Annotated in this window: 22 protein-coding genes; 14 read left to right on the top strand and 8 right to left on the bottom strand. The window is 70.1% G+C overall.

Going from position 1 to position 22,205, the window contains the following annotated elements; all coding sequences use genetic code 11:
* Positions 1-58: 58 nt before the first annotated feature.
* Both HD557_RS25920 and HD557_RS25915 read right to left on the bottom strand, forming a co-directional pair.
* A complete protein-coding gene (locus HD557_RS25920; protein ID WP_196875982.1) occupies positions 59-1,666 on the bottom strand; it encodes a DHA2 family efflux MFS transporter permease subunit in 1,608 nt (535 codons plus the stop codon).
* A 34-nt stretch (positions 1,667-1,700) separates the two neighbouring features.
* A complete protein-coding gene (locus tag HD557_RS25915; RefSeq protein ID WP_231380462.1) occupies positions 1,701-2,423 on the bottom strand; it encodes a molybdopterin-dependent oxidoreductase in 723 nt (240 codons plus the stop codon).
* Positions 2,424-2,531: 108 nt separating this feature from the next.
* On the opposite strand from HD557_RS25915, the gene HD557_RS25910 reads away from it, so the two are divergent.
* The 5 genes from HD557_RS25910 to HD557_RS25890 are packed head-to-tail and all read left to right on the top strand — an operon-like array spanning position 2,532 to position 9,978.
* Positions 2,532-5,231, top strand: a complete 2,700-nt coding sequence (locus HD557_RS25910; protein ID WP_196875980.1) for a DEAD/DEAH box helicase — start codon at positions 2,532-2,534, stop codon at positions 5,229-5,231.
* The gene (locus tag HD557_RS25905; protein ID WP_196875979.1) at positions 5,228-5,890 is read left to right on the top strand and encodes an SWIM zinc finger family protein; all 663 of its coding nucleotides are present in this window, start codon (positions 5,228-5,230) and stop codon (positions 5,888-5,890) included. The genes HD557_RS25910 and HD557_RS25905 overlap by 4 nt, the downstream gene beginning before the upstream one ends.
* Before the next feature lie 33 nt (positions 5,891-5,923).
* Positions 5,924-6,487: an SACE_7040 family transcriptional regulator gene (locus HD557_RS25900; RefSeq protein WP_008355856.1), complete on the top strand. Its 564-nt coding sequence runs from the start codon at positions 5,924-5,926 to the stop codon at positions 6,485-6,487.
* A gap of 57 nt (positions 6,488-6,544) precedes the next feature.
* Positions 6,545-8,086, top strand: coding sequence for a carboxyl transferase domain-containing protein (locus HD557_RS25895; protein WP_196875978.1), 1,542 nt, complete (start codon positions 6,545-6,547; stop codon positions 8,084-8,086).
* Positions 8,086-9,978, top strand: a complete 1,893-nt coding sequence (locus HD557_RS25890; protein WP_231380461.1) for an acetyl/propionyl/methylcrotonyl-CoA carboxylase subunit alpha — start codon at positions 8,086-8,088, stop codon at positions 9,976-9,978. The genes HD557_RS25895 and HD557_RS25890 overlap by 1 nt, the downstream gene beginning before the upstream one ends.
* A 4-nt stretch (positions 9,979-9,982) precedes the next feature.
* Here the strand turns inward: HD557_RS25890 and HD557_RS25885 are convergent, their stop codons facing one another.
* A complete protein-coding gene (locus tag HD557_RS25885; RefSeq protein ID WP_008355863.1) occupies positions 9,983-10,486 on the bottom strand; it encodes an RICIN domain-containing protein in 504 nt (167 codons plus the stop codon).
* Positions 10,487-10,614: 128 nt separating this feature from the next.
* Between HD557_RS25885 and HD557_RS25880 the strand changes: the two genes are divergently transcribed.
* From HD557_RS25880 to HD557_RS25865, 4 genes are all read left to right on the top strand, one after another.
* Complete coding sequence (locus HD557_RS25880) at positions 10,615-11,574, top strand: hydroxymethylglutaryl-CoA lyase (RefSeq protein WP_196875976.1); 960 nt, start codon at positions 10,615-10,617, stop codon at positions 11,572-11,574.
* Positions 11,575-11,674: 100 nt separating this feature from the next.
* Positions 11,675-12,784, top strand: a complete 1,110-nt coding sequence (locus HD557_RS25875; protein ID WP_196875975.1) for a hypothetical protein — start codon at positions 11,675-11,677, stop codon at positions 12,782-12,784.
* Positions 12,785-12,870: 86 nt separating this feature from the next.
* Positions 12,871-13,902: a hypothetical protein gene (locus tag HD557_RS25870; protein ID WP_196875974.1), complete on the top strand. Its 1,032-nt coding sequence runs from the start codon at positions 12,871-12,873 to the stop codon at positions 13,900-13,902.
* 12 nt (positions 13,903-13,914) lie between these two features.
* Complete coding sequence (locus HD557_RS25865) at positions 13,915-15,111, top strand: hypothetical protein (protein WP_231380460.1); 1,197 nt, start codon at positions 13,915-13,917, stop codon at positions 15,109-15,111.
* Here HD557_RS25865 and HD557_RS25860 read toward each other — a convergent pair.
* Entirely contained in the window at positions 15,108-15,809 is a 702-nt protein-coding gene (locus HD557_RS25860) for an EcsC family protein (protein ID WP_050800505.1), read from the bottom strand. The genes HD557_RS25865 and HD557_RS25860 overlap by 4 nt on opposite strands.
* 56 nt (positions 15,810-15,865) lie before the next feature.
* Here HD557_RS25860 and aat point away from each other — a divergent pair, with 56 nt between their 5' ends.
* Positions 15,866-16,594: a leucyl/phenylalanyl-tRNA--protein transferase gene (aat, locus tag HD557_RS25855; RefSeq protein ID WP_008355874.1), complete on the top strand. Its 729-nt coding sequence runs from the start codon at positions 15,866-15,868 to the stop codon at positions 16,592-16,594.
* On the opposite strand, the gene HD557_RS25850 is transcribed toward aat, so the two are convergent.
* Positions 16,591-16,917, bottom strand: a complete 327-nt coding sequence (locus HD557_RS25850) for a rhodanese-like domain-containing protein (RefSeq protein ID WP_196875973.1) — start codon at positions 16,915-16,917, stop codon at positions 16,591-16,593. The two genes, aat and HD557_RS25850, sit on opposite strands and share 4 nt — an antisense overlap.
* Before the next feature lie 9 nt (positions 16,918-16,926).
* A complete protein-coding gene (locus tag HD557_RS25845) occupies positions 16,927-17,790 on the bottom strand; it encodes an Fpg/Nei family DNA glycosylase (RefSeq protein ID WP_196875972.1) in 864 nt (287 codons plus the stop codon).
* 205 nt (positions 17,791-17,995) lie between these two features.
* On the opposite strand from HD557_RS25845, the gene HD557_RS25840 reads away from it, so the two are divergent.
* Positions 17,996-19,192 carry an ATP-binding protein gene (locus tag HD557_RS25840; protein ID WP_196875971.1) on the top strand — a complete coding sequence of 399 codons (1,197 nt, stop codon included), beginning with the start codon at positions 17,996-17,998 and terminating at the stop codon, positions 19,190-19,192.
* A 106-nt stretch (positions 19,193-19,298) separates the two neighbouring features.
* Positions 19,299-20,735: an MBL fold metallo-hydrolase RNA specificity domain-containing protein gene (locus HD557_RS25835; RefSeq protein ID WP_196875970.1), complete on the top strand. Its 1,437-nt coding sequence runs from the start codon at positions 19,299-19,301 to the stop codon at positions 20,733-20,735.
* Positions 20,736-20,748: 13 nt separating this feature from the next.
* Here HD557_RS25835 and HD557_RS25830 read toward each other — a convergent pair whose 3' ends face one another.
* Entirely contained in the window at positions 20,749-20,967 is a 219-nt protein-coding gene (locus HD557_RS25830) for a DUF1918 domain-containing protein (RefSeq protein WP_231380459.1), read from the bottom strand.
* A gap of 21 nt (positions 20,968-20,988) precedes the next feature.
* Positions 20,989-21,309, bottom strand: a complete 321-nt coding sequence (locus HD557_RS25825) for a 2TM domain-containing protein (protein ID WP_196875969.1) — start codon at positions 21,307-21,309, stop codon at positions 20,989-20,991.
* 253 nt (positions 21,310-21,562) lie between these two features.
* Here HD557_RS25825 and HD557_RS25820 point away from each other — a divergent pair, with 253 nt between their 5' ends.
* Both HD557_RS25820 and HD557_RS25815 read left to right on the top strand, forming a co-directional pair.
* Positions 21,563-21,730, top strand: a complete 168-nt coding sequence (locus HD557_RS25820; RefSeq protein ID WP_008355889.1) for a hypothetical protein — start codon at positions 21,563-21,565, stop codon at positions 21,728-21,730.
* Positions 21,727-22,152 (top strand): hypothetical protein, encoded by a 426-nt coding sequence (locus HD557_RS25815; RefSeq protein WP_196875968.1) that lies wholly within the window; start codon positions 21,727-21,729, stop codon positions 22,150-22,152. Before HD557_RS25820 ends, HD557_RS25815 begins: the two co-directional genes overlap by 4 nt.
* The last annotated feature ends 53 nt before the right edge of the window (positions 22,153-22,205 follow it).

Genomic DNA, 22,205 nt, shown 5'->3' with positions numbered 1-22,205 from the left:
GCGACGAGGGCCGGGCTGCCGATGGCAGCCCGGCCCTGCGTACGTGCGCGTGAGCGGATCAGTGGAGGACCGTCGGAGCGGCGGCTCCGTGCTCGGCCTTGCTCTTGGGCAGGAACCACGCGGGGATGAGCGTGGCCAGGACCAGGATCGCGGCGATCACGAAGGTGGTCGAGAAGGCCTCGGCCATCTCGACCGGGATGGCCTTGAAGACCTCGGGCAGCTTGGCCGGGTCGAGACCCAGCGAAGCAGCGGCCTCACCGACCTTCTGCTGGTTGGCCGGGTCGGCCAGGAACTTCTCCAGACCGCCGGCCGGGACACCGAGCTTGTCGGCGAGGTCGTCCGCGGCGGAGATCGACTCCTTGCCGGACAGGGCGTTCGTCAGCAGCACCGAGAAGAGCGCGGTGCCGGCGGAGGCGGCGACCTGCTGGACGATGTTCACCAGGGTCGTACCGCGGGCGATGGTGTGCTCGCGCAGCGTCGCCTGGGCGGCCGCGAAGGTCGGCATCATCGTCGCGCCCATGCCGAGGCCCATGATGAACAGGGACACGAGGAGGTACCAGTAGGGCGTGGCGTCGTCGAGCCGCGAGAACATGAACATGCCCACCGCGATCGTGGTGAGGCCGCTGAGGACGATCTTGCCGGGGCCGGTGCGGTCGGCGAGCATGCCGGCGAGCGGCATCGTGACCATCGCGCCCAGACCCTGCGGAGCCAGCAGCAGACCGGCGTGGAGGGCGTCCTCGCCGCGTACCTGCTGGTAGTAGAGCGGGAAGAGCAGCGAGGCACCGAAGAACGCCATCGCGAAGATCGACAGGGTGATCACCGCGACGGTGAGCTCCTTGTTGCCGAAGAGGCGTACGTCGATCAGCGGGTGGTCGTTGCGAGCCGACAGCGCCCACGGGATGAACGCGGCGATCAGCACCAGGCCCGCGACCATGAAGGAGAGCACCTTGGTGTCCAGGATCGTGCCGGCCTCGGGGATCGAGGAGACGCCGTAGAGGAACAGCGCCAGACCCGGGGACAGCAGCACCATGCCGAGGAAGTCGAAGGACTGCGACGGCTCGACGTGGTCCCTGGGCAGCGCGCGCCAGGCGTAGATGATGGCGATGACGCCGATCGGGATGTTGATCAGGAAGATCCAGTGCCAGGAGGCGGAGTCGATCAGCGCGCCACCGATGATGGGGCCGAGGATCGGGCCGAGGAGCATGGGTACGCCGAGGATCGCCATCACGCGACCGACTCGCTCCGGCCCGGCTGCGCGGGTCAGGATGGTCATACCGAGCGGCATCAGCATGCCGCCGCCGAGCCCCTGGATGACGCGGAACGCGACCAGCATCGGCAGCGAGGTGGCCAGGGCGCACAGCGCCGAGCCGAGCGCGAACAGCACGATCGCGGTCATGTAGAGACGTTTGGTGCCGAACCGGTCGGCGGCCCAACCGGTCAGCGGGATCACCGTCGCCAGGGCGAGGGTGTAGCCGGTCATCGTCCAGGCGACCTCGGCAGAGGTGGCGTCGAACTCGCGCTGGAAGGTCTCCAGTGCGACGGAGACAACGGTGATGTCGAGGATCGACATGATCGATCCGAGCACGACGACGCCAGCGACGATGAGCACACTCTTGTCGAGGTGGTCGTCCGGCGCCTTCTCAGGCTTGGCAGAAATGTCTGTCACGGGTTGACAGCCTACGTGTGGGTTGATAGGTCCCCTAGCCAATATTTACTTTTGAATGGTGACCTGACTCACTGCGGCGAGCGGCCGCGGAGAGCATGACGGCCTTGATCATTCGGTAGATCGGCCGGATCAGCCAGCCTGGCACCGTGCCGTGGCGCTCCTCCTCCCAGACCCGCGCCCGCGGATGGGACTGGAGCAGCCGGTCGAGCAGCGCCGGTGAGCCCGCTTCCGGGGCGCCGGCGAGCACGTCGATGCGGCACACGTGCTTGATGTTGGCGTAGCCGTACTGCGCGGGGTTGACCAGGCGCAACGGTGCGCCGTGAGTGCCGTCGAGCGGCCGGCCGCCGAGGCGATCGGCGAGCAGTACGCCGTCGGCCAGGAGATCGTCGAGCTGGGCCACGAAGCGCTCGCCGTCGAGGCCGCGGACCATCACGTGGGTGACGGTCGTGCCCGGGCTGACGGCCGGTGCGACGTACCGCTGGTAGACGTCGGCGAAGGCGACGCCCTCCCAGAGGAGGCCGGTCACCGACCAGCCGGCGACGCAGTGGAAGTCGGCAGCGAGCTCGCGACGATCAGCGCCGACCAGCTCGCCCAGGGGGATCTCGAGCGGCGCCGTGAGCGCTCCACCGAAGGTCACCGTCGGGTGGGCGGGCACGGTCGGTGGGGGCTGGTCGACACGTCGGCCGAAGCGCGGGAAGAAGTCGATCTCCCGCTGCCCGGGCGGGAGGGCGGCGCGTGGGCGGGTGGTCTCGGTCATGTCAGTCACCGTGGCAGAGCCCGGACATCGGGCGCCTCAACCTCTGGGGGCGACCCCCTCATCCTCGAGGATGAGAAACAGTCGGTGGTGGCGGCTACGGTCGTGTCCATGTCCTTCGTACCCGTCACCGGCCGCGCCGTCTTCCGGCCCGCGCAGCCGCCGCGGGACTCGGCCGTGGAGTTCACGGACGCCCGACGGTCGGTGTCGTTGCCGATGCGGGCCGCGCTGCCGGTCCTGAAGAAGGCGTACGCAGCCTCCGACCTGCATCCCTCGGTCGCTCTGGTCGCGTCGGCAGCACATCTCGGGCTCCGGTTCGTGGCCGCGGGACAGCTGGAGCCCGTCGACGGTTCGTGGGCGGTCCGCTACACGCCGGAGGACGAGGAGCGGGTGCGGCTGCTGGCCGAGTCGCGGGCCTACGAGGATCTCGACGGCGAGGCGGCCGAGCTGCTGGTGCGGGAGATCGTGGCCGCGGTGGCGGACGCGGTGCCGACCTCGGCGCCGAAGGCATCCGGTTCGGGGGTGTTCCGGGAGTCGCTGCAGACCCGGCTGGCGCGCTATCGGACCGACGAGGGGCCGGTGACATCCGCGCTGCCGTCGTTGGTGCGACTGTCCTTCCGGGTCGAGGCTCCGGAGGAGGACCTGCTCGCGGGGGCGCTGACCCTGGTGCCGCAGGTGCACGACGAGGCCGACCCGCTGCACGTGGCCGATGCCGAGAGGCTGTGGGACGAGGCCGACGATCACGGCTTCGGCCCGCGGGCGCGTACGCATGCGCAGGTCGCTCTCCGCGGAGCCGCGGAGGCGTGGCCGGTGCTCGACCGGCTGCTCGACCTGCCGTTGCCCACGTCGCTGACTCTGTCGAGCGACGAGGTCGTGGGGCTGCTCGAGGACGGGGCCGGGTGGCTCAAGGAGCGCGGCGTGGACGTGCTCTGGCCGCGCTCGCTGTCGCGAGACCTGACCACGTCGGTGGCCGTGGACCGGGCGCCTTCGACCTCCTCCCGCGCGCGGGAGGACCTGATGCGCGAGTCGCCGCTCGGGGAGAAGGGTCTCTTCGCCTTCCAGTGGCAGGTGGCGCTCGGTGGTGAGCCGCTCGATGCCGCCGAGATGGACGCCCTGGCGGCGGCCGCAAGGCCGATCCTGCGATTGCGAGGGGCATGGGCGGTCGTCCATCCCTCGGTGCTCCGCCGTGCGCGCAAGCGGCTGCTCAAGCGGATCACCGGCGGCGAGGCGCTGGCCGTCGCCCTGACCGGTCAGGTGCCGGCGGAGGTTGCCGAGGCCGCGCCGGGCGAGAAGGTGATCATCGGGGCCTCGATCGCACGGCTGCGTGACGAGGTGATCGCGGCGACCTCGGGTCCTGCTGTCGACGTGCCACCCGAGCTGCAGGCGACGCTGCGGGGCTATCAGGTCGAGGGGCTGACCTGGCTGGCCGGGATCACCTCGCTCGGCCTGGGCGGGTGCCTCGCCGACGACATGGGTCTCGGCAAGACGCTGATGACGATCGCGCTCCACCTGCATCGCCAGAAGGAGCACGCCGGGCCGACGTTGGTGGTGTGCCCGGCGAGCCTGCTGGGCAACTGGGAGGCCGAGCTCGCCCGGTTCGCGCCCGAGGTGGAGGTGCGCCGCCATCACGGGTCCGAGCGTGACCTCGACGGTGCGACGGGTGTCGTGCTGACGACGTACGGGACCATGCGGCGCGACGTCGAGCTGCTCTCCGCGGTGCAGTGGGGGCTCGTCGTCGCCGACGAGGCGCAGCACGTGAAGAACGCCGCCTCCGCGACCGCGAAGGCGCTCCGCGAGATCCCGTCGCACGCCCGGGTGGCACTGACCGGCACCCCGGTGGAGAACAACCTGACCGAGCTGTGGGCCCTGCTCGACTGGTGCGTGCCGGGCCTGCTCGGCAGTCGCCTCGCCTTCCGGAGGGCCTGGGCCAGCCAGATCGAGGCCGGTGCGGACGTCGGGAAGGCGAAGGAGTTCGCGGCGCTGGTCGGCCCGTTCCTGCTCCGTCGCCGCAAGTCGGACCCCGGGGTGGCGCCCGAGCTGCCACCGAAGACCGAGACCGACCACCTGCTCTCGCTGACCCGGGAGCAGGCCGTGTTGTATGAGGCATTCGTCCGAAACGCCATGGAGAGGATCGAGCGGCTCGACGCCGACGACCCGCAGCGGCGCGGCCTGGTCCTGAGCCTGCTCACCGGCCTCAAGCAGATCTGCAACCACCCGGCGCAGTTCCTGAAGCAGGAGGCCGGCCGGATCACGGGGAGGTCGCAGAAGATCGAGCTCCTCGACGAGCTGGTCTCGACCGTGCTGGCGGAGTCGGGGGCGGTGCTCGTCTTCACGCAGTACGTCGCGATGGCCCGCCTCCTCGAGGCCCACTGGGCCGCCTCCGGTGTGGCGCACCAGTTCCTTCACGGCGGCACCCCGGTGGCGGAGCGGTCGCGGATGGTCGAGCGCTTCCAGGAGGGCGAGGTGCCGGTCTTCCTGCTCTCGCTCAAGGCCGGCGGGGTCGGGCTCAACCTGACCCGTGCCGACCACGTGATCCATGTCGACCGGTGGTGGAACCCGGCGGTCGAGGACCAGGCGACCGACCGGGCCCACCGCATCGGCCAGACGCGTACGGTCCAGGTGCACCGGCTCATCACCCAGGGCACCGTCGAGGAGCGCGTCGCCGAGCTGCTGCAGCGCAAGCGGGTCCTCGCCGACGCCGTCCTCGGGGCCGGCGAGGCTGCCTTCACCGAGCTGTCCAACGCCGAGCTCCGTGAGCTCGTCAAGCTCGGTCCCCAGAAGCGCCGGAAACGCCGCCGGATCGCGTCATGAGTCCGGCGCTGACCTTCGCCCGCGAGCCGCACCGGCGCGGGATGGTGCGGGTCGATTCCTGGTGGGGGCGGGCGTTCCTGCGGGCGATCGAGGAGCTGGCCTACGACGACAACCAGCTCTCCGGTGCCCGGTCGCTGGCCCGCTCGGGGCGGATCGGAGGGCTGGTCGTCGAGGCCGGCCGGTTCGCCGCCGCGGTCGACGACGAGCGTGGCCTGTGGACGGTGACCGGCACGGTTCCGGTGCTGAGCGCGGACGACGTCGCCGCGCTCTCGGAGGTCCTCGGTGCCTCGGCCGAGCGGGCCGAGGCGCTCCTCGTCGGCGAGCTTCCGCTGGATGTGGCCGAGCACGCCGAGGAGGCCGGGGTCGAGCTGGTGCCCTATGGCGACGAGCTCGCGGTGACCTGCACGTGCGGCCACTGGCATGCGGTGTGCGGTCATTCGCTCGCGGTGCTCCACCAGCTCTGCTGGACCGTCGACCGCGACGCCACCGTGCTGCTTCACCTACGTGGGGCGGAGCGCGAGGAGCTGATCGGGCGTGTGCGTCCGGGACCGGAGATCGTCCGAGCGGCTCCGGTCGGCGAGGCGACGCGCGACCAGGTCGATGACGTCGAGATCGCGCTCGACGCGGTGCTTCGGGCGCGTCACATGCTGGAGGAGTGACTCGAAAGGGTGAATAGCGGCTAACCTGACGGAATGACTTCGGCTCCGACGAAGACCAGGCGCGAGCAGATCCTGGACACCGCGGCCGAGCTCTTCGCGGCCCGCGGTTTCCACGGAGTGTCCGTCTCCGAGCTCGGTGCAGCCTGCGGCATCTCCGGCCCGGCGCTCTACAAGCACTTCCCGAGCAAGGACGCGATGCTTGCCGAGATGCTTGTCTCGATCTCCCAGGAGCTGCTCCGCGAGGGCCGCGCCCGGGTGAAGGGTGCCTCGAGCACCACCGAGGCCATCGAGGCGCTGATCGACTGGCACGTCGACTTCGCGCTGCGCGACCGGGCCCTGATCGTCGTCCAGGAACGCGACTGGCAGTCGCTCCCGCACGAGGCGCGGGATCAGGTGCGCACCCTGCAGCGGAAGTACGTCGACCTCTGGGCCGACCAGCTCCGCGACCGCAACCCGTCTCTGGCCCTCGACAGCGCCCGCGCGATGGCCCACGCCGTCTTCGGTCTGATCAACTCCACGCCGCACAACCGGGTCCTCCCGGAGGAGTCCACGCGCGCCGTGCTCACCAAGATGGCCCGCGCCGCCCTCGCCGAGTAGCGGCCGACTTCGGAGTGGGGCTTGTCACACGAGGTTAATGAACGTTAACCTCGTGCCATGGCGTCGAATCTGCGCGAGCTGACCCTCGAGCTGCGTGAGCGGCTCGAGCGGGTCCGGCAAGGAGGGAGCGAACGCTCCCGGCAACGGCACACCGACCGCGGGAAGCTGCTCCCGCGGGACCGGGTGGATGGTCTCCTCGACCCCGGGTCACCGTTCCTGGAGGTGGCTCCGCTGGCGGCGTACGGGATGTACGACGACGGCGACGAGTGGGCGGTGCCGTCGGCGGGGGTGATCGCCGGCATCGGGCTGGTCGCCGGCCGCAAGTGCATGATCGTCGCCAACGACGCGACGGTGAAGGGCGGCACCTACTACCCGCTGACCGTCAAGAAGCACCTGCGGGCGCAGACGATCGCGGCGGAGAACAACCTTCCGTGCATCTACCTGGTCGACTCCGGCGGCGCGTTCCTGCCGAAGCAGGACGAGGTCTTCCCCGACCGCGAGCACTTCGGCCGGATCTTCTTCAACCAGGCCAACATGTCCGCGAAGGGCATCCCGCAGATCGCCTCGGTCATGGGCTCGTGCACCGCGGGCGGTGCCTACGTGCCGGCGATGAGCGACGAGACCGTGATCGTGCGCGACCAGGGCACGATCTTCCTCGGCGGACCGCCGCTGGTGAAGGCGGCCACGGGCGAGGAGGTCACCGCCGAGGAGCTCGGTGGCGGGCTCGTCCACGCGACGAAGTCCGGCGTGGTCGACCACCTGGCGGACGACGACAAGCACGCCCTCGAGATCGTCCGTGGCATCGTCTCGACGCTCCCCGAGCAGGAGGTCTCGACAAGCTCGACCACCGGGACCGGCTACGACGAGCCCGTCGAGTCCCCCGAGACGCTCGTCGACGTGGTGCCCGCCGACACCAGGACCCCCTATGACGTACGCGAGGTGATCCGCCGCATCGTCGACGGGTCGAAGCTGCAGGAGTTCAAGCAGCTCTACGGCGAGACGCTGGTCTGCGGCTTCGCCCACATCGAGGGTCAGCCGGTCGGCATCGTCGCCAACAACGGCATCCTCTTTTCCGAGTCGGCGCTCAAGGGCGCCCACTTCGTCGAGCTGTGCAACCAGCGCGGCATCCCGCTGGTGTTCCTGCAGAACATCACCGGGTTCATGGTCGGCAAGGAGTACGAGAACAAGGGCATCGCCCGCGACGGCGCCAAGCTCGTCACCGCCGTGGCCTGCTCCGTGGTCCCGAAGTTCACCGTCGTCATCGGTGGTTCCTACGGTGCCGGCAACTACGGCATGTGCGGCCGCGCCTACGACCCGCGGTTCCTGTGGATGTGGCCCAACGCGCGCATCTCGGTCATGGGCGGTGAGCAGGCCGCCTCGGTCCTCGCGACCGTCGCCGGCAAGCCGGACGACGAGGAGCTCAAGGCGCCGATCCGCGACCAGTACGAGACCCAGGGCTCGCCCTACTACGCCACCGCGCGGCTGTGGGACGACGGCATCATCGACCCCGCCGACACCCGCCGGGTGCTGGCGATGGGGCTCGCGATCGCGGCCAACGCGCCCACGCCCGAGCCCAACTACGGAATCTTCAGGATGTGATGGCCGTGTTCGAGAGTGTTCTGGTCGCCAACCGGGGCGAGATCGCGCGCCGCGTCTTCCGGACCTGCCGCGAGCTCGGCATCCGGACGGTCGCCATCTACACCGCGCTCGACGCGGACGCGCCCCACGTACGTGACGCCGACGAGGCCGTCGAGGTCGCCTCCTATCTCGATGCCGACGCGGTGGTCAACGCCGCCGCCGAGGCCGGGGCGGAGGCCGTCCACCCGGGCTACGGCTTCCTCTCCGAGCGGGCCGAGTTCGCGCGGGCGGTGACGAAGGCCGGGCTGACCTGGGTCGGCCCGACACCCGAGGTCATCGAGCAGATGGGTCGCAAGGACGCGGCCCGGGAGATCGCGGTCGCGGCCGGCGTACCCGTGGTTCCGCGGGGCGAGGACAGCCCCTACCCGCTGCTGGTCAAGGCCGCGGCCGGCGGTGGCGGCAAGGGCATGCGCATCGTCCGCTCGCCGGAGGAGCTGGACGAGGCCCGAGCGGCAGCCGCCCGCGAGGCGCTGAGCGCGTTCGGCGACGAGACCCTCCTGATCGAGAAGTACGTCGAGCGTGGCCGTCACATCGAGGTCCAGGTCTTCGGTGACACCCACGGCAACGTCATCCACCTCTTCGAGCGCGACTGCTCCGTGCAGCGTCGCCACCAGAAGGTGATCGAGGAGGCCCCTGCCCCGACACTGACCGACGAGCAGCGGAACCTGGTCCTGACCAGCGCCGTCGCGCTCGCTCGCCAGGTCGACTACACCGGTGCCGGGACCGTCGAGTTTCTCCTCGACGAGGCCTCCGGCGAGGCGTACTTCCTGGAGATGAACACCCGTCTCCAGGTCGAGCACCCGGTCACCGAGGAGGCCGTCCGCATCGACGGTGCCTCCGCCGATCTCGTCGCCCTGCAGCTCCGCGTCGCTGCCGGGGAGCCGCTGGGCATCGCCCAGGACGACGTACGCATCGACGGCCACGCCATCGAGGTCCGGGTCTACGCGGAGGACGCCTTCGAGGGCTTCCTTCCCCAGGCCGGCCGGACCTCGATCGTGCGCTGGCCCGAAGGCGCGCGCGTCGAGCACGCGCTGGAGAGCGAGCAGGTGGTCAGCACCGCCTACGACCCGATGCTCGCCAAGATCATCGTCCACGGCTCCGGCCGCGACGAGGCCCGGGCGGCGATGGTGAAGGCACTCGACGCCACCGCCGTTCTCGGGCTGACCACCAACACCGGCTTCCTACGCGTGCTGGCCGCCTCCGACGCCTTCCGCGACGCCGAGATCGACACCGCCTGGCTCGACCGCAACGAGGTGCCCGTTCCGGATCCCGATGTTCCGCGGACGCTCGTGGCCTGGGTGAGCGCGATGCTCGCCGCGGTCTCGGACACCACGACGCCGTTCCGTGCCGACGGCTGGCGGCTCGCCGGCTCCCCGGCGCCGACCATCGTCGACCTCGACCGGAGCGTCACCGTCGACCGTCCCTCCGGCCGTGTGGCCAGCGATGGCGCCGGTCACCTGGTCCGGCAGATCAGCGCGGCCGACCACGTCCTCGTGGCCATCGTCGACGGCGTACGCCACTGGGCGGCGATCAACGTACAGCCCGGTCTCGCCGAGATCGTCCACCAAGGACACCGCTTCGACTTCTCCCCGCCCGACCGCGTCGCCGGCGCCGCCGCCCACCACAGCGACGGAGCCGTCGAGGCCAAGATGCCCGGTACCGTCATCGACGTACGCGTCGCGGTCGGCGACACCGTCGAGGAGGGCCAGGTCCTCGGCGTCATGGAGGCGATGAAGATGGAGGTCTCCCTCAAGGCGCCGGTCGCCGGCACCGTCACCGTCGTCGGTGCGGGTGCCGGCTCCCAGGTTCCGCTCGGGGCGGAGCTGTTCGTGGTGTCGCCCGATGCGGAGTGATCCGTCAGTACCAGCTCTGGTTCGTGCTGCTGTCGCACTCGGCCAGGCCGCCGACGTACGGATCCTGGATGCACCAGCCGTAGGCCTCGTTCTGGAACCGGATCGTGCCGTCGGCCCAGCGCTTGATCCACCAGCTCTGCTCCTCGCTGTCGTTGCAGGGGAGGCTGCGCAGGAAGATGACGCCCGTGCCTGTGCCGAGCTGGGCGTGCAGGCACTCCCCGGTCCGGCCGTTCTGGAAGCGACGGGTGCCGTCGTTCCAGGCCGTCACGATCCACTGCTGCGTGGACACTCCGGCGCAGGCCGCGGTGCGCGGCTCGGTCGTGGTGTCTTCCAGGCACAGGCCGGTGGCCTGGTTCCGGTAGGTCTCGGTGGCGGCCGATGCAGGCGTTGCGAAGCCTGCGATCAGCCCGAAGGCGGTGATGATCGTCGTGACCGCAGCGGCCAGAAGAACGGCTGCGGAACGATGCGGACGGTGCGTCCGCAGCATGGTGAGAGTCGGGTTCGTCATGTGAGGACCTGCCTGTCGACCAGGCCCGGACCCGGTTGTCCGAGCGTCGGGATCGACCGTGTCAGAGGGCGCTCTCAGATCTCTGTCTCGTATCTGTCAGGTTCCCCACGAGGACTAGGTTGGCAAGCATGAGTGACCCGTCGACAGGCTCAGGACACCTCCCGGCCGTCGTACGCCACGACGACCTGCCCAGCAGGATCACGATCTACGAGGTCGGTGCGCGTGACGGCCTCCAGAACGAAAAGACGGCGATCGACACCGGCGTCAAGGCGGACCTGATCACCCGGCTGCTCGACGCAGGGTTGAGCCCGGTGGAGGCGACGAGCTTCGTGCACCCGAAGTGGGTGCCGCAGCTGGCCGACGCGAAACAGCTCATGGAAGAGCTGGTCGACCGCATCGGCGACAGGGCGCGAGAGCTCCCCGTGCTTGTCCCCAACGAGAAGGGTCTCGACCGGGCGCTCGAGCTGGGGCTGCGGCACGTCGCGATCTTCGGCAGCGCGACGGAGACGTTCGCCAACAAGAACCTCAACCAGACCTTCGACGGCCAGTGGGCGATGTTCGAGCCGACGATGAACCGGGCCAAGGACGCGAACATGACCGTCCGCGGCTACCTCAGCATGTGCTTCGGCGACCCCTGGGAGGGTCAGGTCGAGATCGCGAAGGTGGTCGAAGCGGGCAAGCGGCTCCTCGATCTGGGCGCCGACGAGCTCAGCCTCGGTGACACGATCGGCGTCGCCACCGCGGGCCACGTGAAGGCGCTGGTCAAGGCGTTCGAACACGAAGGCGTCCCGACCGAGCGCCTCGCGCTGCACTTCCACGACACGTACGGCCAGGCCCTGGCCAACACCCTCGCCGGGCTCCAGTGCGGCGTGACCACCTACGACGCCAGCGCCGGCGGTCTGGGCGGTTGCCCCTATGCCAAGAGCGCGACCGGCAACCTGGCCACCGAGGATCTGCTCTGGATGCTCAACGGGCTCGGGATCGAGCACGGCGTCGATCTCGACAAGGTCGCCGACACGAGCAGCTGGCTCGCCGGCCACCTCGGCAGGCCGAGTCCCTCGGCCGTCGTACGTGCCCTGCGTTCGTAGCTGGCCATACGCCCTAGACTGCACCCAGGAGTGACGGCCGGGTGACAAAAGACGGTCCGCCGCGACAATCTCTACTAACTTGGTGCAGAATAGCGGGACCATGGCGCGCAAAGTCTTTCTCCACGTCGGCGCTCCGAAGACGGGCACGACGTACCTCCAGGACAGGTTGTTCCACAACCGGGTGTCCCTGGAGAAGCATGGCGTCTTCTACCCGGTCGGCAGCCAGCCCGACTTCTTCCGGCCGGCGCTCGACCTGATCGACCGTCCGTGGGGCGGGATGCGGAAGACCGTCCACGGCGAGTGGGACGCGCTGGTCAAGCGCGTGCGCCGCCACGAGTCCGAGACGATCCTGATCAGCCACCACCTCTTCGCCGGCGCCAGGCCGGACCGGGTCGAGAAGGCGATGAACGACCTCGGTGAGGGCGGCCGCACCGAGGTGCACATCGTCTACACCGCCCGTGACGTCGCGCGCGTGCTGGCAGCGGAGTGGCAGGACCAGGTGCAGCGCGAGCGGAAGGTCACCTTCGCGCGCTACCTCGAGCGGATGCAGACCGCGAAGCAGTCGCGCTCGGCCGCCTGGTTCTGGCGTACGCACGGCCTGCCCGACGTGCTCAGCCGGTGGGGTCGCAACCTGCCGCCGGAGCGGGTGCACCTGGTCACCGTGCCGCACGACGGGGCGCCGAGCGAGGTGCTCTGGCGCCGGTTCTGCGAGGTCGTCGGCATCGAGGAGGCCTGGACCCCGGTCGACAGCGACCGCCACAACCAGTCGCTCGGCCGCGCCGAGGCGACGCTGCTGCGCCGGCTCAACGCGCGGCTCGAGTCGCAGGAGCTGCCCCGCGAGGACTACCGCCACCTGGTCACCGAGGTGATCGCCAAGCGCACCCTCGCCCACCGCGACGGCCGCGAGCGGGTCACCCTGCCGCCTTCCGCGTTCGACTGGGCCGACCAGGTCGCCGAGCTGTGGATCGAGTGGGCCGAGCTGGCCAAGGTCGACATCGCTGGCGACCTCGACGAGCTGCGCCCGCAGCGACCCGAGGCCGACGTCGAGTGGGTCGACCCGGACACGCCGCGCACCAAGGACGTCGCCGACGCCGCGATCGACGCCCTGGTGGCGGTCGTCGTCGAGGCCGCCCGCACCGACCCGCCCCAGCGCCCGGTCGCGTCGCGCGCCGCCCGGGCCATGCGCCGGGTCCGGGGGCGACGCTCCTGATGCCGACACCCACGCGGGGTTGGGGTTGGGCCGCGCACCTTCGCGAGGGTGGGACGACTCCGTGGTCATCCTGGTCCGAGCCCGCCGTGCCCTTCACGACCGACCACCTGCCGGGTGCCGAGATGCTCGAGCTGCTGCGGCAGCTCAACGAGACCGCACCGTCGGAGCTGTCCCGGGTCGACGCCCTGCTGCGTACGAGCCCGCCGGGCCGCGGCCGTCGTGACCTGCCGCTGCTCGGGGACACCGAGACCAGGACGTACGGTCCGCTGCCGGTGGATCCGGAGACGCTGTCGCCGAGGGAGCTGCTGCGAGCGGCGAGCGTTCGGCTCGCCGAGGACCTGCTGGACACGGTGGAGACCGTGCCCGTGCCGCGCCCGCGGAGGTGGCGACGCCGGCGCACGACGGTGGAGCCCGACCAGCAGAAATTCCCCTACCGTCTGGTCGGCTCCCCGTGGCTCACGCTGCCGATCCGCGAGGAGCTGGAGCGACAGGGGAGGCTGCCCGGCGGCGACGGCTTCACGGTCTACGTCCTCGGTGGGCCGCTGGACGAGATCGCCGCCGCCGCGTGGAGGTTCCGCACCTTCACCAACCGGGTCAACCCCTGGCACATCTGGATGCGCGACGCGCAGTGGCGCGGCTGGTTCGGCCCGCGTGCCGACCTGCCCCGGATCGCCCGCTGGTGGGCCGGACGGGTCGGGAAGGACCGCGTCGAGATCGTCACCGACCCTGCTCTGCTGCCCGGCCTGCTCGGCGTCGACAGACTGCCCGGTCCCTGGTCGATCTCGGCCGAGGGCCACGAGGTCGCCCGCGTGATCGGGCAGGTTCTCAGCGTACGCACCGATCTGGAGACCCAGCGGAAGCTGCTGGTCGACCAGCTGCGACCGCGGTTGGAGAAGCTCGAACCGCTCTTTCCGGGGGCCCGAAAGGTCGGCGTACCCGCGGAAAGTTTGGATTGGGTCGAAACACAGGCGCGGGCCCAACGTGATGCATTGGTGGAAGCCGGATACGCTCTCCACGGAGACCCTGACCGGCTCCTCCCCTCGGGGAGGGCGACCCAGGGTCCCGATGAGCGCCGGGCGCTGGCGCTCGCGTTGTCATTGCTGGCGGGGCGTTCCTAGAGGAGTAGAACGTTGGAGACTGGGCGGCGCGTGCTGCTTCATGTCGGCACCCCGAAGACGGGCACTTCCTATCTTCAAGACGTCCTCTTCCACAATCGGGAGTCCCTGGCCAAGCAGGGGGTTCACTACTTCGCCGACCGCTTCGACGCCCACTTCCTGGCGGCCCTCGACCTGATGGACCTGCCCTGGGGCGGCATCGAGGAGGAGGCCACCGGCGCCTGGGACGCACTTGCCGCGAAGGTGCGCGAGGTCGAGAACGGCACCGTGATCATCTCCCACGAGATCCTGGCGAGCGCGTCCTGGCAGCAGGCCAAGCACGCGCTGGACTCGCTGGGCGACTCCGAGATCCACATCATGCTCTCCGCGCGCGACCTGGCCCGGCAGATCCCGGCCGAGTGGCAGGAGAACGTCAAGCACCGCTCGGTCGTGAGCTACGCGGACTTCCTCGAGGAGATCCGCGACCCGGCCCGCGAGGGCCGCATCGGGTCGTGGTTCTGGGGTGTCCAGGAGCTGCCCGACATCCTCGACCGCTGGACGCAGGGCATCCCGCCCGAGCGTGTCCACCTGATCACCGTCCCGCCGCCGGGGTCGCCGTCGACGCTGCTGTGGGAGCGGTTCTCCACCGCCTTCGGCCTCGACGACCTGACCATCGACTTCGAGGGCATCGACCGCGGCAACCCGTCCCTCGGCGTGCCCGAGGCGGCGCTGCTCCGCGAGATCAACCTCGCGGTCGTGCCGGTGCTCGAGCCGGCCGACTACAGGCCGTTCGTACGCGAGTTCCTGGCCCACCGCACGCTGGCCAAGCGCCGCGACTCCGCCCGTCTGGCGCTCTCCCCCTCGATCCTGCCGTGGGTCGAGTCGCTCTCCGAGAGCTGGGTCAAGGCGCTGTCGGGACGCGGCTACGACGTGGTCGGTGGGCTCGAGGAGCTCCTCGTCCCCGACGACCTCGCGGGCAAGCCGTTCATCGACCCCGACACCGTCGCCCCGCGCGAGGTCCTCGACGCCGGCGTCGCCACGATCGACGCGCTGCTCCAGGAGGCCATCCGGCTGCGCAAGTCGGAGGCTCGGCTCGAGGACGAGGTCGCCGAGCTCCGCGCCGAGCTGGACCACACCCGGTCACTGGTGCCGAAGCAGCGTGCCCGCGAGGGTCTCCAGCGGCGCTGGTGGGGCCGGGCGGTGCTGAAGGTCTACCGCCTCGTCCGACGCTAGTTCTGCTGGTCCTTGCGACGCGGCAGCAGCTCGCGCGAGGCGTAGCGACCGATCTGGTAGGTCATCCAGCCGTCGGTGCCGGCACCGACGACACCACCGACCAGAGGAACCCGCTTGGCCACCATCGAGACCATCCGCTTGCCGGCGACGCGGCCGATCAGCTCCTGGGCGACCTCGGCGGCGACGAGGTCGTCGACCGCGCGGTCGTAGGCCGGAGCCGTCGCGACGGCCATCGGCGGAGCCGGGATCTTCTTCTCCTTGATCTGCTTGCTCACCTTCTCCTCGCTGAGGAGGGTGAGCAGGATGGCGTTGCGTACGCGGGGGTCGGTCAAGTCGTAGCCCCGCAGGTGCGCGATCGAGGCCACCATGCGGCACTGGATGATCGCCATCCCGGTGATGTTGGCCGGGAGGGTGAGCGCCTGGGTGACCAGACCGCCGATGTTGGTCGCGAAGCCGCCCACGCCGGCCAGCCGTACGTGGTTGTCGATGATGTGCTTCACCGCGAGCTCGACGTCGTTGTCGTGGTCGGCGAGGTGCTTCTCGGCGGTGGCGGCCGCCCCCGGGAGCGGGCCGATGCCCACGATCGCGTGGTGCAGCGCCTGTCGGACCACGTTGGTGGTGACGCCCGGCGCGGACTGGATGACCTTGGGTGCGAGCCGGCCAGCCGCACTGGTGAGCACTGACTTGGGACCGATCATGTGGCAAATCTTAAGTGTGTGGTGGTTGCGGCCGTGCGGGGCGATAACGTTTCGTCGTGGCGAATCTTGGGGGTCCGATCGAACCGGAGCCGTCGCCGTGGGCCTTCGCCGACCTTCGGGACCCAGGTGCCGGCCACGGTGGGGCTGATCTGGACGATCTGGTGGGTATGGGCGCGGACGTCGCGCCCGGGACACTCCTGGCTGCGTACCGGCACGGGATCTTCCCGATGCCAGGGGAGTCCTCGCGCGATCCGATGATGTGGTTCTCGCCGGTCAAGCGGGGCGTGCTTCCGCTGGACGGGCTGGTGGTCTCCCGGTCCTTGCGCCGGTCGGTGCGCGACTTCGAGATCAGGATCGACACCAGCTTCGACGAGGTGGTGGCCTCGTGCGCCGACCCGCGCCGGCCGCACGGCTGGATCGACAAGCGGATCCGCCGGGCCTACGGCAACCTGCACCGGCTCGGCTGGGCGCACTCGGTGGAGGCCTGGCAGGACGGTCGTCTGGTCGGCGGCCTCTACGGGGTCGCGATCGGCGGGCTCTTCGCCGGGGAGTCGATGTTCCACCGGGTGCGCGACGCGTCCAAGGTCGCCCTGGTCGGGCTGGTCTCCGCGCTGCGCGAGGCGGGGTCGATCGACCAGCGGATCCTGGACGTGCAGTGGCGCACCGACCATCTCGCCTCGCTCGGCGTGGTCGAGATCGATCGCAACGACTACCTCGACCGCCTGGAGAAGGCGCTCAGGCTGCCGCTCCCGGAGGCGTTCGGCGGTCCCTCGGCAGAGGGTTAGAGGACGTACGCCTCGGCGCCGGTCTCGCTGACCATCGGCCGCCCCGCGGCGGCCCAGTCGAGCATCCCGCCGGCGAGGTTGACGACCTCGTAGCCCTGCTGGGCGAGGTAGTTGACCGCCTGGGCGCTGCGCCCGCCGACCTTGCAGACCACCAGGGTCTGGCCCTCGGGAAGATCACCGAGGCGCGCCGGGAGCTGCTGGAGCGGGATGTGCGTCGCGCCCTCGATGTGTCCCGCGGCCCACTCGTCGTCCTCGCGGACGTCAAGGACTGCCACGGGCAGGGGATCGGGCACTCCGGCGATCTCGACGGTGGGGATGGTCACGCTCAAATCCTACTTGAGAAGGCGGGACATCCGGCGATCGGCGAGCGGCTTGCCGCCGGTCTGGCAGGTGGGACAGTACTGCAGGCTCGAGTCGGCGAAGCTCACCTCGAGGATCGTGGAACCGCAGACTGGGCACTTCTTGCCCGCCTTGCCGTGAACGGCGAGATTCGACTTCTTCTCGCCCTTGAGCTCGCTCATCGCCAGACCGGAGTCGCGCTCGACGGCCTCCTTCAGGGTGGTCCGCAGCGCGTCGTAGAGGCTCTCCGACTCCTCCTCGGTCATCTTGGCGGGCTTGAAGGGCGACATCTTCGCGGCCCACAGGATCTCGTCGGAGTAGGCGTTGCCGATGCCCGCGATGATCGACTGCATCCGCAGCACGCCCTTGATCTGCTTGCGGCCCTGACCTGCGAGGATCTCGCGGAAGCGGGCCAGGGTGAAGTCGTCGGCGAGCGGGTCGGGACCGAGGGAGGCGACTCCCGGGACGTCCTGCGGGTGGTGGACGACGTAGAGCGCCAGCCGCTTCTTGGTGCCGCCCTCGGTGATGTCCAGCCCGGTGTCGTCGTCGAGCACGACCCGGATCGCCAGTCCCGACTTCGACCCCGGGCGCGGCGGTGTCGCCGGGACCTCGTCGCGCCACCGGATCCAGCCCCCGCGGGCCAGATGGAGCACCAGGTGGATGCCGCTGGCCTCGATGTCGATGAACTTCCCGTGACGGGTCACGTTGTCGACGAGCGTGCCCTCGACCGCGGTCAGGGGTGGGTCGTAGGTCTTCAGCGCGCTGAACTGCGCGACGTGCACCGTGGTGATCGCACGGTCCTTCAAGCGCCCGCGCAGGTCCTCGGCGAGTGCTTCGACCTCGGGGAGTTCCGGCATGTTCGCGAGTCTAGATCGTGACGCTTGCGCAGGGGGAGGAAATCCGACTATCATCGAACACACGTTCGACGCCAGCGGTCGATGCAGGAGTCTGCGCCTTTCTAGGATTGATCCTAGAAAGGCGAATAGAGACCTACGCTCGCAAATGATGTGCCTCGCTAGCGAAATCTAAGACGCGCCCTAGATATGTGGATACCGTCTGATCATGGACCCCATCCGCAATCCGTACGCTCCCGGCGCCGGTCAGCGGCCCCCGGAGCTCGCTGGTCGTAACCAGCAGCTCGGGCAGTTCGACGTGGTGCTGGAGCGGGTGGCACGCGGTCGCCCGGAGCGGTCGCTCGTGCTCACCGGGCTCCGCGGCGTCGGCAAGACGGTCCTGCTCAACACCCTGCGCTCCGCGGCGGTCCGCAAGGGCTGGGGCACCGGGAAGATGGAGGCCCGGCCCGACCAGTCGCTGCGGCGGCCGTTGTCGAGCGCGCTGCACCAGGCGGTGCGCGAGCTGGGCCATCCGAACTCCGACGACGTCGACCACGTGCTCGGCGTGATCCGGAGCTTCGCCCAGCGGGAGGCGGGTCCCAACGCCAAGCTGCGTGAGCAGTGGTCGCCGGGCATCGAGGCGCCTGCGGTGCGGGGTCGGGCCGACTCCGGTGACATAGAGATCGACCTGGTCGAGCTGCTCACCGACGTCGGTGGGCTCGCTGCCGACGTCGGCAAGGGCGTCGGTGTCTTCATCGACGAGATGCAGGACCTCGGTCCCGACGACGTTTCCGCGATGTGCGCGGCCTGCCACGAGATCAGCCAGTCGGGGCTCCCGGTGATCGTCGTGGGCGCCGGCCTGCCGCATCTGCCGGCCGTGCTCTCGGCGAGCAAGTCCTACTCCGAGCGGCTCTTCTCCTACCAGCGCATCGACCGTCTCGAGCGCGAGGCGGCCGACCGCGCCCTCGCCGCCCCTGCTGGCGAGGAGGAGGCCGAGTTCGAGCCCGACGCCCTCGCGGAGATGTACGCCGCCACCGGCGGTTATCCCTACTTCATCCAGGCCTATGGCAAGACCGTGTGGGACCAGGCGCCCCGCTCGCCGATCACGGCGGAGGACGTCAGGGTCGCGGCCCCTGAGGCCGAGCGCGAGCTCGCGGTCGGCTTCTTCGGTTCGCGCTACGAGCGCGCCACGCCCGCCGAGCGGGACTACCTCCGCGCGATGGCCGACGCCGCCGTCGAGCTCGGCGCTGACGACATCGGCACCGTCGCGACGGCGGATGTCGCCGCCTTCCTCAACAAGAAGCCGCAGTCGCTCTCTCCTGCCCGTGACGCACTGATGAAGAAGGGCCTGATCTACTCGGGTGAACGCGGCCGGATCGCGTTCACGGTCCCTCACTTCGGCCGTTACCTCCGTCAGCAGGGCTGAGCTCGATCGGGGTCATCGGTCACGGTCGCGAAGGCCGTAGGACCCTCCCCGCACCCTGACGAAATGCCGCAGCGTGGTGACACCATCACCTGCGAAGGGAAGTCCGATGGCGCACTCCGAGACCCTTGCCGTCGGCGACATCGACCCCGGCGCATCCCGTTCGACGCATCCCGCGCTGGTGTTCCTCGGGGCATCCGGCACGGTGACCGGAAGCCGGTTCCTGGTCACAGACGGATCCGATCGGCTGCTGGTCGATGCCGGCCTCTACCAGGGGCTGCGCGAGCTGCGGCGGCTCAACTGGGCTCCGTTCCCGGTGCCGCCCGCGGACATCGACGCCGTCGTGCTCACCCACGCCCACCTCGACCACACCGGCTACCTGCCACGGCTGGTGAGCGACGGCTTCTGCGGTGAGGTGCTGTGCACGCCGGGCACCGCCTCGCTCACCACCATCGTGCTCCGTGACAGTGCCCACCTCCAGGAGGAGGATGCGCGCTATGCCAACGAGGGTGGCTGGACGAAGCACGACCCGGCCCTGCCGCTCTACACCTCGGCAGACGTGGAGCGGATGCTGGAGCGCCTGCACCCGGTGGCGTTCGGAGAGCCCCGGGCGGTCGACGGGATGAGCGTGACGCTGCAGCGCGCCGGCCACATCCTGGGCTCGTCGGTGGCGGTGGTCGACGTCGGTGGCGAGCGGGTGGTGTTCAGCGGTGACCTTGGCCGCCCGGGTCACCCGATCCTGCGGTCGCCCGCCAAACCTCCCGCCGCCTCGGCGATGGTGCTCGAGTCGACCTACGGCGATCGACGGCATCCACCGGCCGACCCCGATGCTCTCGCCGACACCGTACGCCGCACGGTGGACCGAGGTGGTGTCGTGCTGATCCCGGCGTTCGCGGTGGACCGGACCGAACTGGTGCTGCTCGAGCTGCTCCGGCTTCGCCGTGCCGGCCAGATCCCGCAGGTCCCGATCTTCGTGGACAGCCCGATGGCCCTGGCCGCGTTGGATGTCTACCGGGCGGCGCTGAGTGCGCACAGCGACGAGCTCAACAGCAAGCGCGCGGCGCCGCTGCAGGACCTCGACCGCCTCGACGTCCACCGCATCCGGGACGCCGCCGCCTCCGAGCAGCTCAATCGCCCCAAGAGTCCGTGCATCATCATCTCTGCCTCCGGCATGGCGACCGGCGGCCGCGTCGTCCACCACCTGCTCCGCCAGCTCCCCGATGCCCGCAACAGCGTCGTGCTCACGGGCTACCAGGCGCAGGGCACCCGCGGACGACAGCTGGTCGAGGGCGCCCGGGCGGTGAAGATGCATGGCCGGTACGTCCCGGTCCGGGCAGAAGTGGTCGCGATCTCGGACTTCAGCGTTCACGCCGACGCCGACGAGCTCGTCGCGTGGGTCGCCTCCGCGCCCGAGCTCCCGCAGACCGTCTACGTCGTGCACGGCGAGCCCACCGCCTCCCGCGCCCTCGCGGACCGGATCCAGGACGAGCTCGGGATCGTGGCCGTGGTTCCCCGGCTGGGTGAGCGAGTGCTCCTGGGCTCGTGAGGCCCGGTCGGTCTCACCGGTGCTCTTGCGGCCCGGCTTCGTGCTCGAAATGCTCCACGAAGGCGTCCGAGCCCGGGAACACCAACGCCTCATGGCCGTTGTCGGACCAACGTACGACGTAGGGCGGGCTGCCGTCGTCGTGGCGGACTTCGAGGATCTCGGCGTCGCGCACGGGCTCGCCGACGTTGTGGCCACGGACCACCAGCCGGTCACCGACTGCTGCGTACATCATCGTGGGTCTCTCCATCCTTCTTCAGGTGCGCTTGCGCAGCCGGTTCATCTGGCGCGCGATGCTGGCCTCGCTCGGATCGCCTGCCAGGTACACGTCCCAGACGTTCATCACGAGGCCGATCCCCCACAGGAGCAGGACGATCAGCGGCCAGAAGAACGAGTCCGGCGTGAGGATCGCCCAGATTCCCGCGAGCGCCCCATTCACGAGGACGTACACGAGAAAGTGACCAGCCAGGTCCCGGCGCTTCTTCAGGCGCTTGACGGCGGCGAGGCGCAGTTCGTCCTCGGACGCGATCGCCGGCGGATCGGTCCGCTCCTCGGCTGAGGTGTTCCGGTCATCCATGGTGACGTCCCCCTTCGGTCGGTTGTCCCACGTTCGTCCTCGACGCTAGGAGCCGGCCATGCCGGGAGCAGCGGTCCAAAGGCCCCCGTCGGTGAGTCCTCGGACCCGGTGGCCTGTGACGCGCCCGATCCGCCTCCGGATCGGGGACCACCGTCCCCGGGTGCGGGAAGTTCGTCCCTCCACGGTGGGATGCGGGTGCACCTAGCGTCGACGGCAAGGGCAGTGATGGACGTACCGGAAAGGTGGGATCGCCATGACGATCATCTGGTTCATCGTCTGGTTCATCGCGAACATCGTGGGAGCGCATGAGCCTCTCCAGCTGGACCCGGTCAACGTCTGGACCGGCACCCTGATCCTCGCGATCGCCCTGGATCTCGGCGGGTCGCACGCGGGAACCGTGTCGTCGAGGCGAGAACGGTGAGCGCCGCGGGCGTCGACGTGAGTCTCTCGGTGCCCGCGTGGCGGCGTACGGTGGGGGTCGTCTCCGCGTTGACCGGTGCGGCCGCGGCGGTCGGGTCGGTCCAGCTGATCACCGGCACCTTCGCCCCGCCGGTCAGCGACCTGCGACCGCTCGGGCTGGAGTCGTGGGTGCTGCCCGGCCTGTGGCTGGCCGGAAGCGTCGCGATCCCCTGCGCGGGCACGGCCGTCCTGGCGTGGCGCCGATCGCGATGGATGGGGCCGGCGGCGGTCGGTGCCGGCGTGCTGCTCCTGGTGGAGCTGGCGGTCCAGGTGCCCTTCGTCGGCCTCGATCCCCTGCAGGCGGTCATGGGGACGGTCGCGGTCTCCTTGGTCGGCCTGGGGTGGTCGAGCGCCCGACGGTCGGGGACCAAGGACCAGCCCTAGCGGTACTTCGTCCCTGGGTACGCACCGCCGTCTCGTCGGATGCTCGACCGAGA

It is taken from the genome of Nocardioides luteus, from assembly GCF_015752315.1.
In the GTDB taxonomy this organism is placed as follows: Bacteria; Actinomycetota; Actinomycetes; order Propionibacteriales; family Nocardioidaceae; genus Nocardioides.
This window is presented reverse-complemented; position numbering and strand designations above follow the sequence as displayed.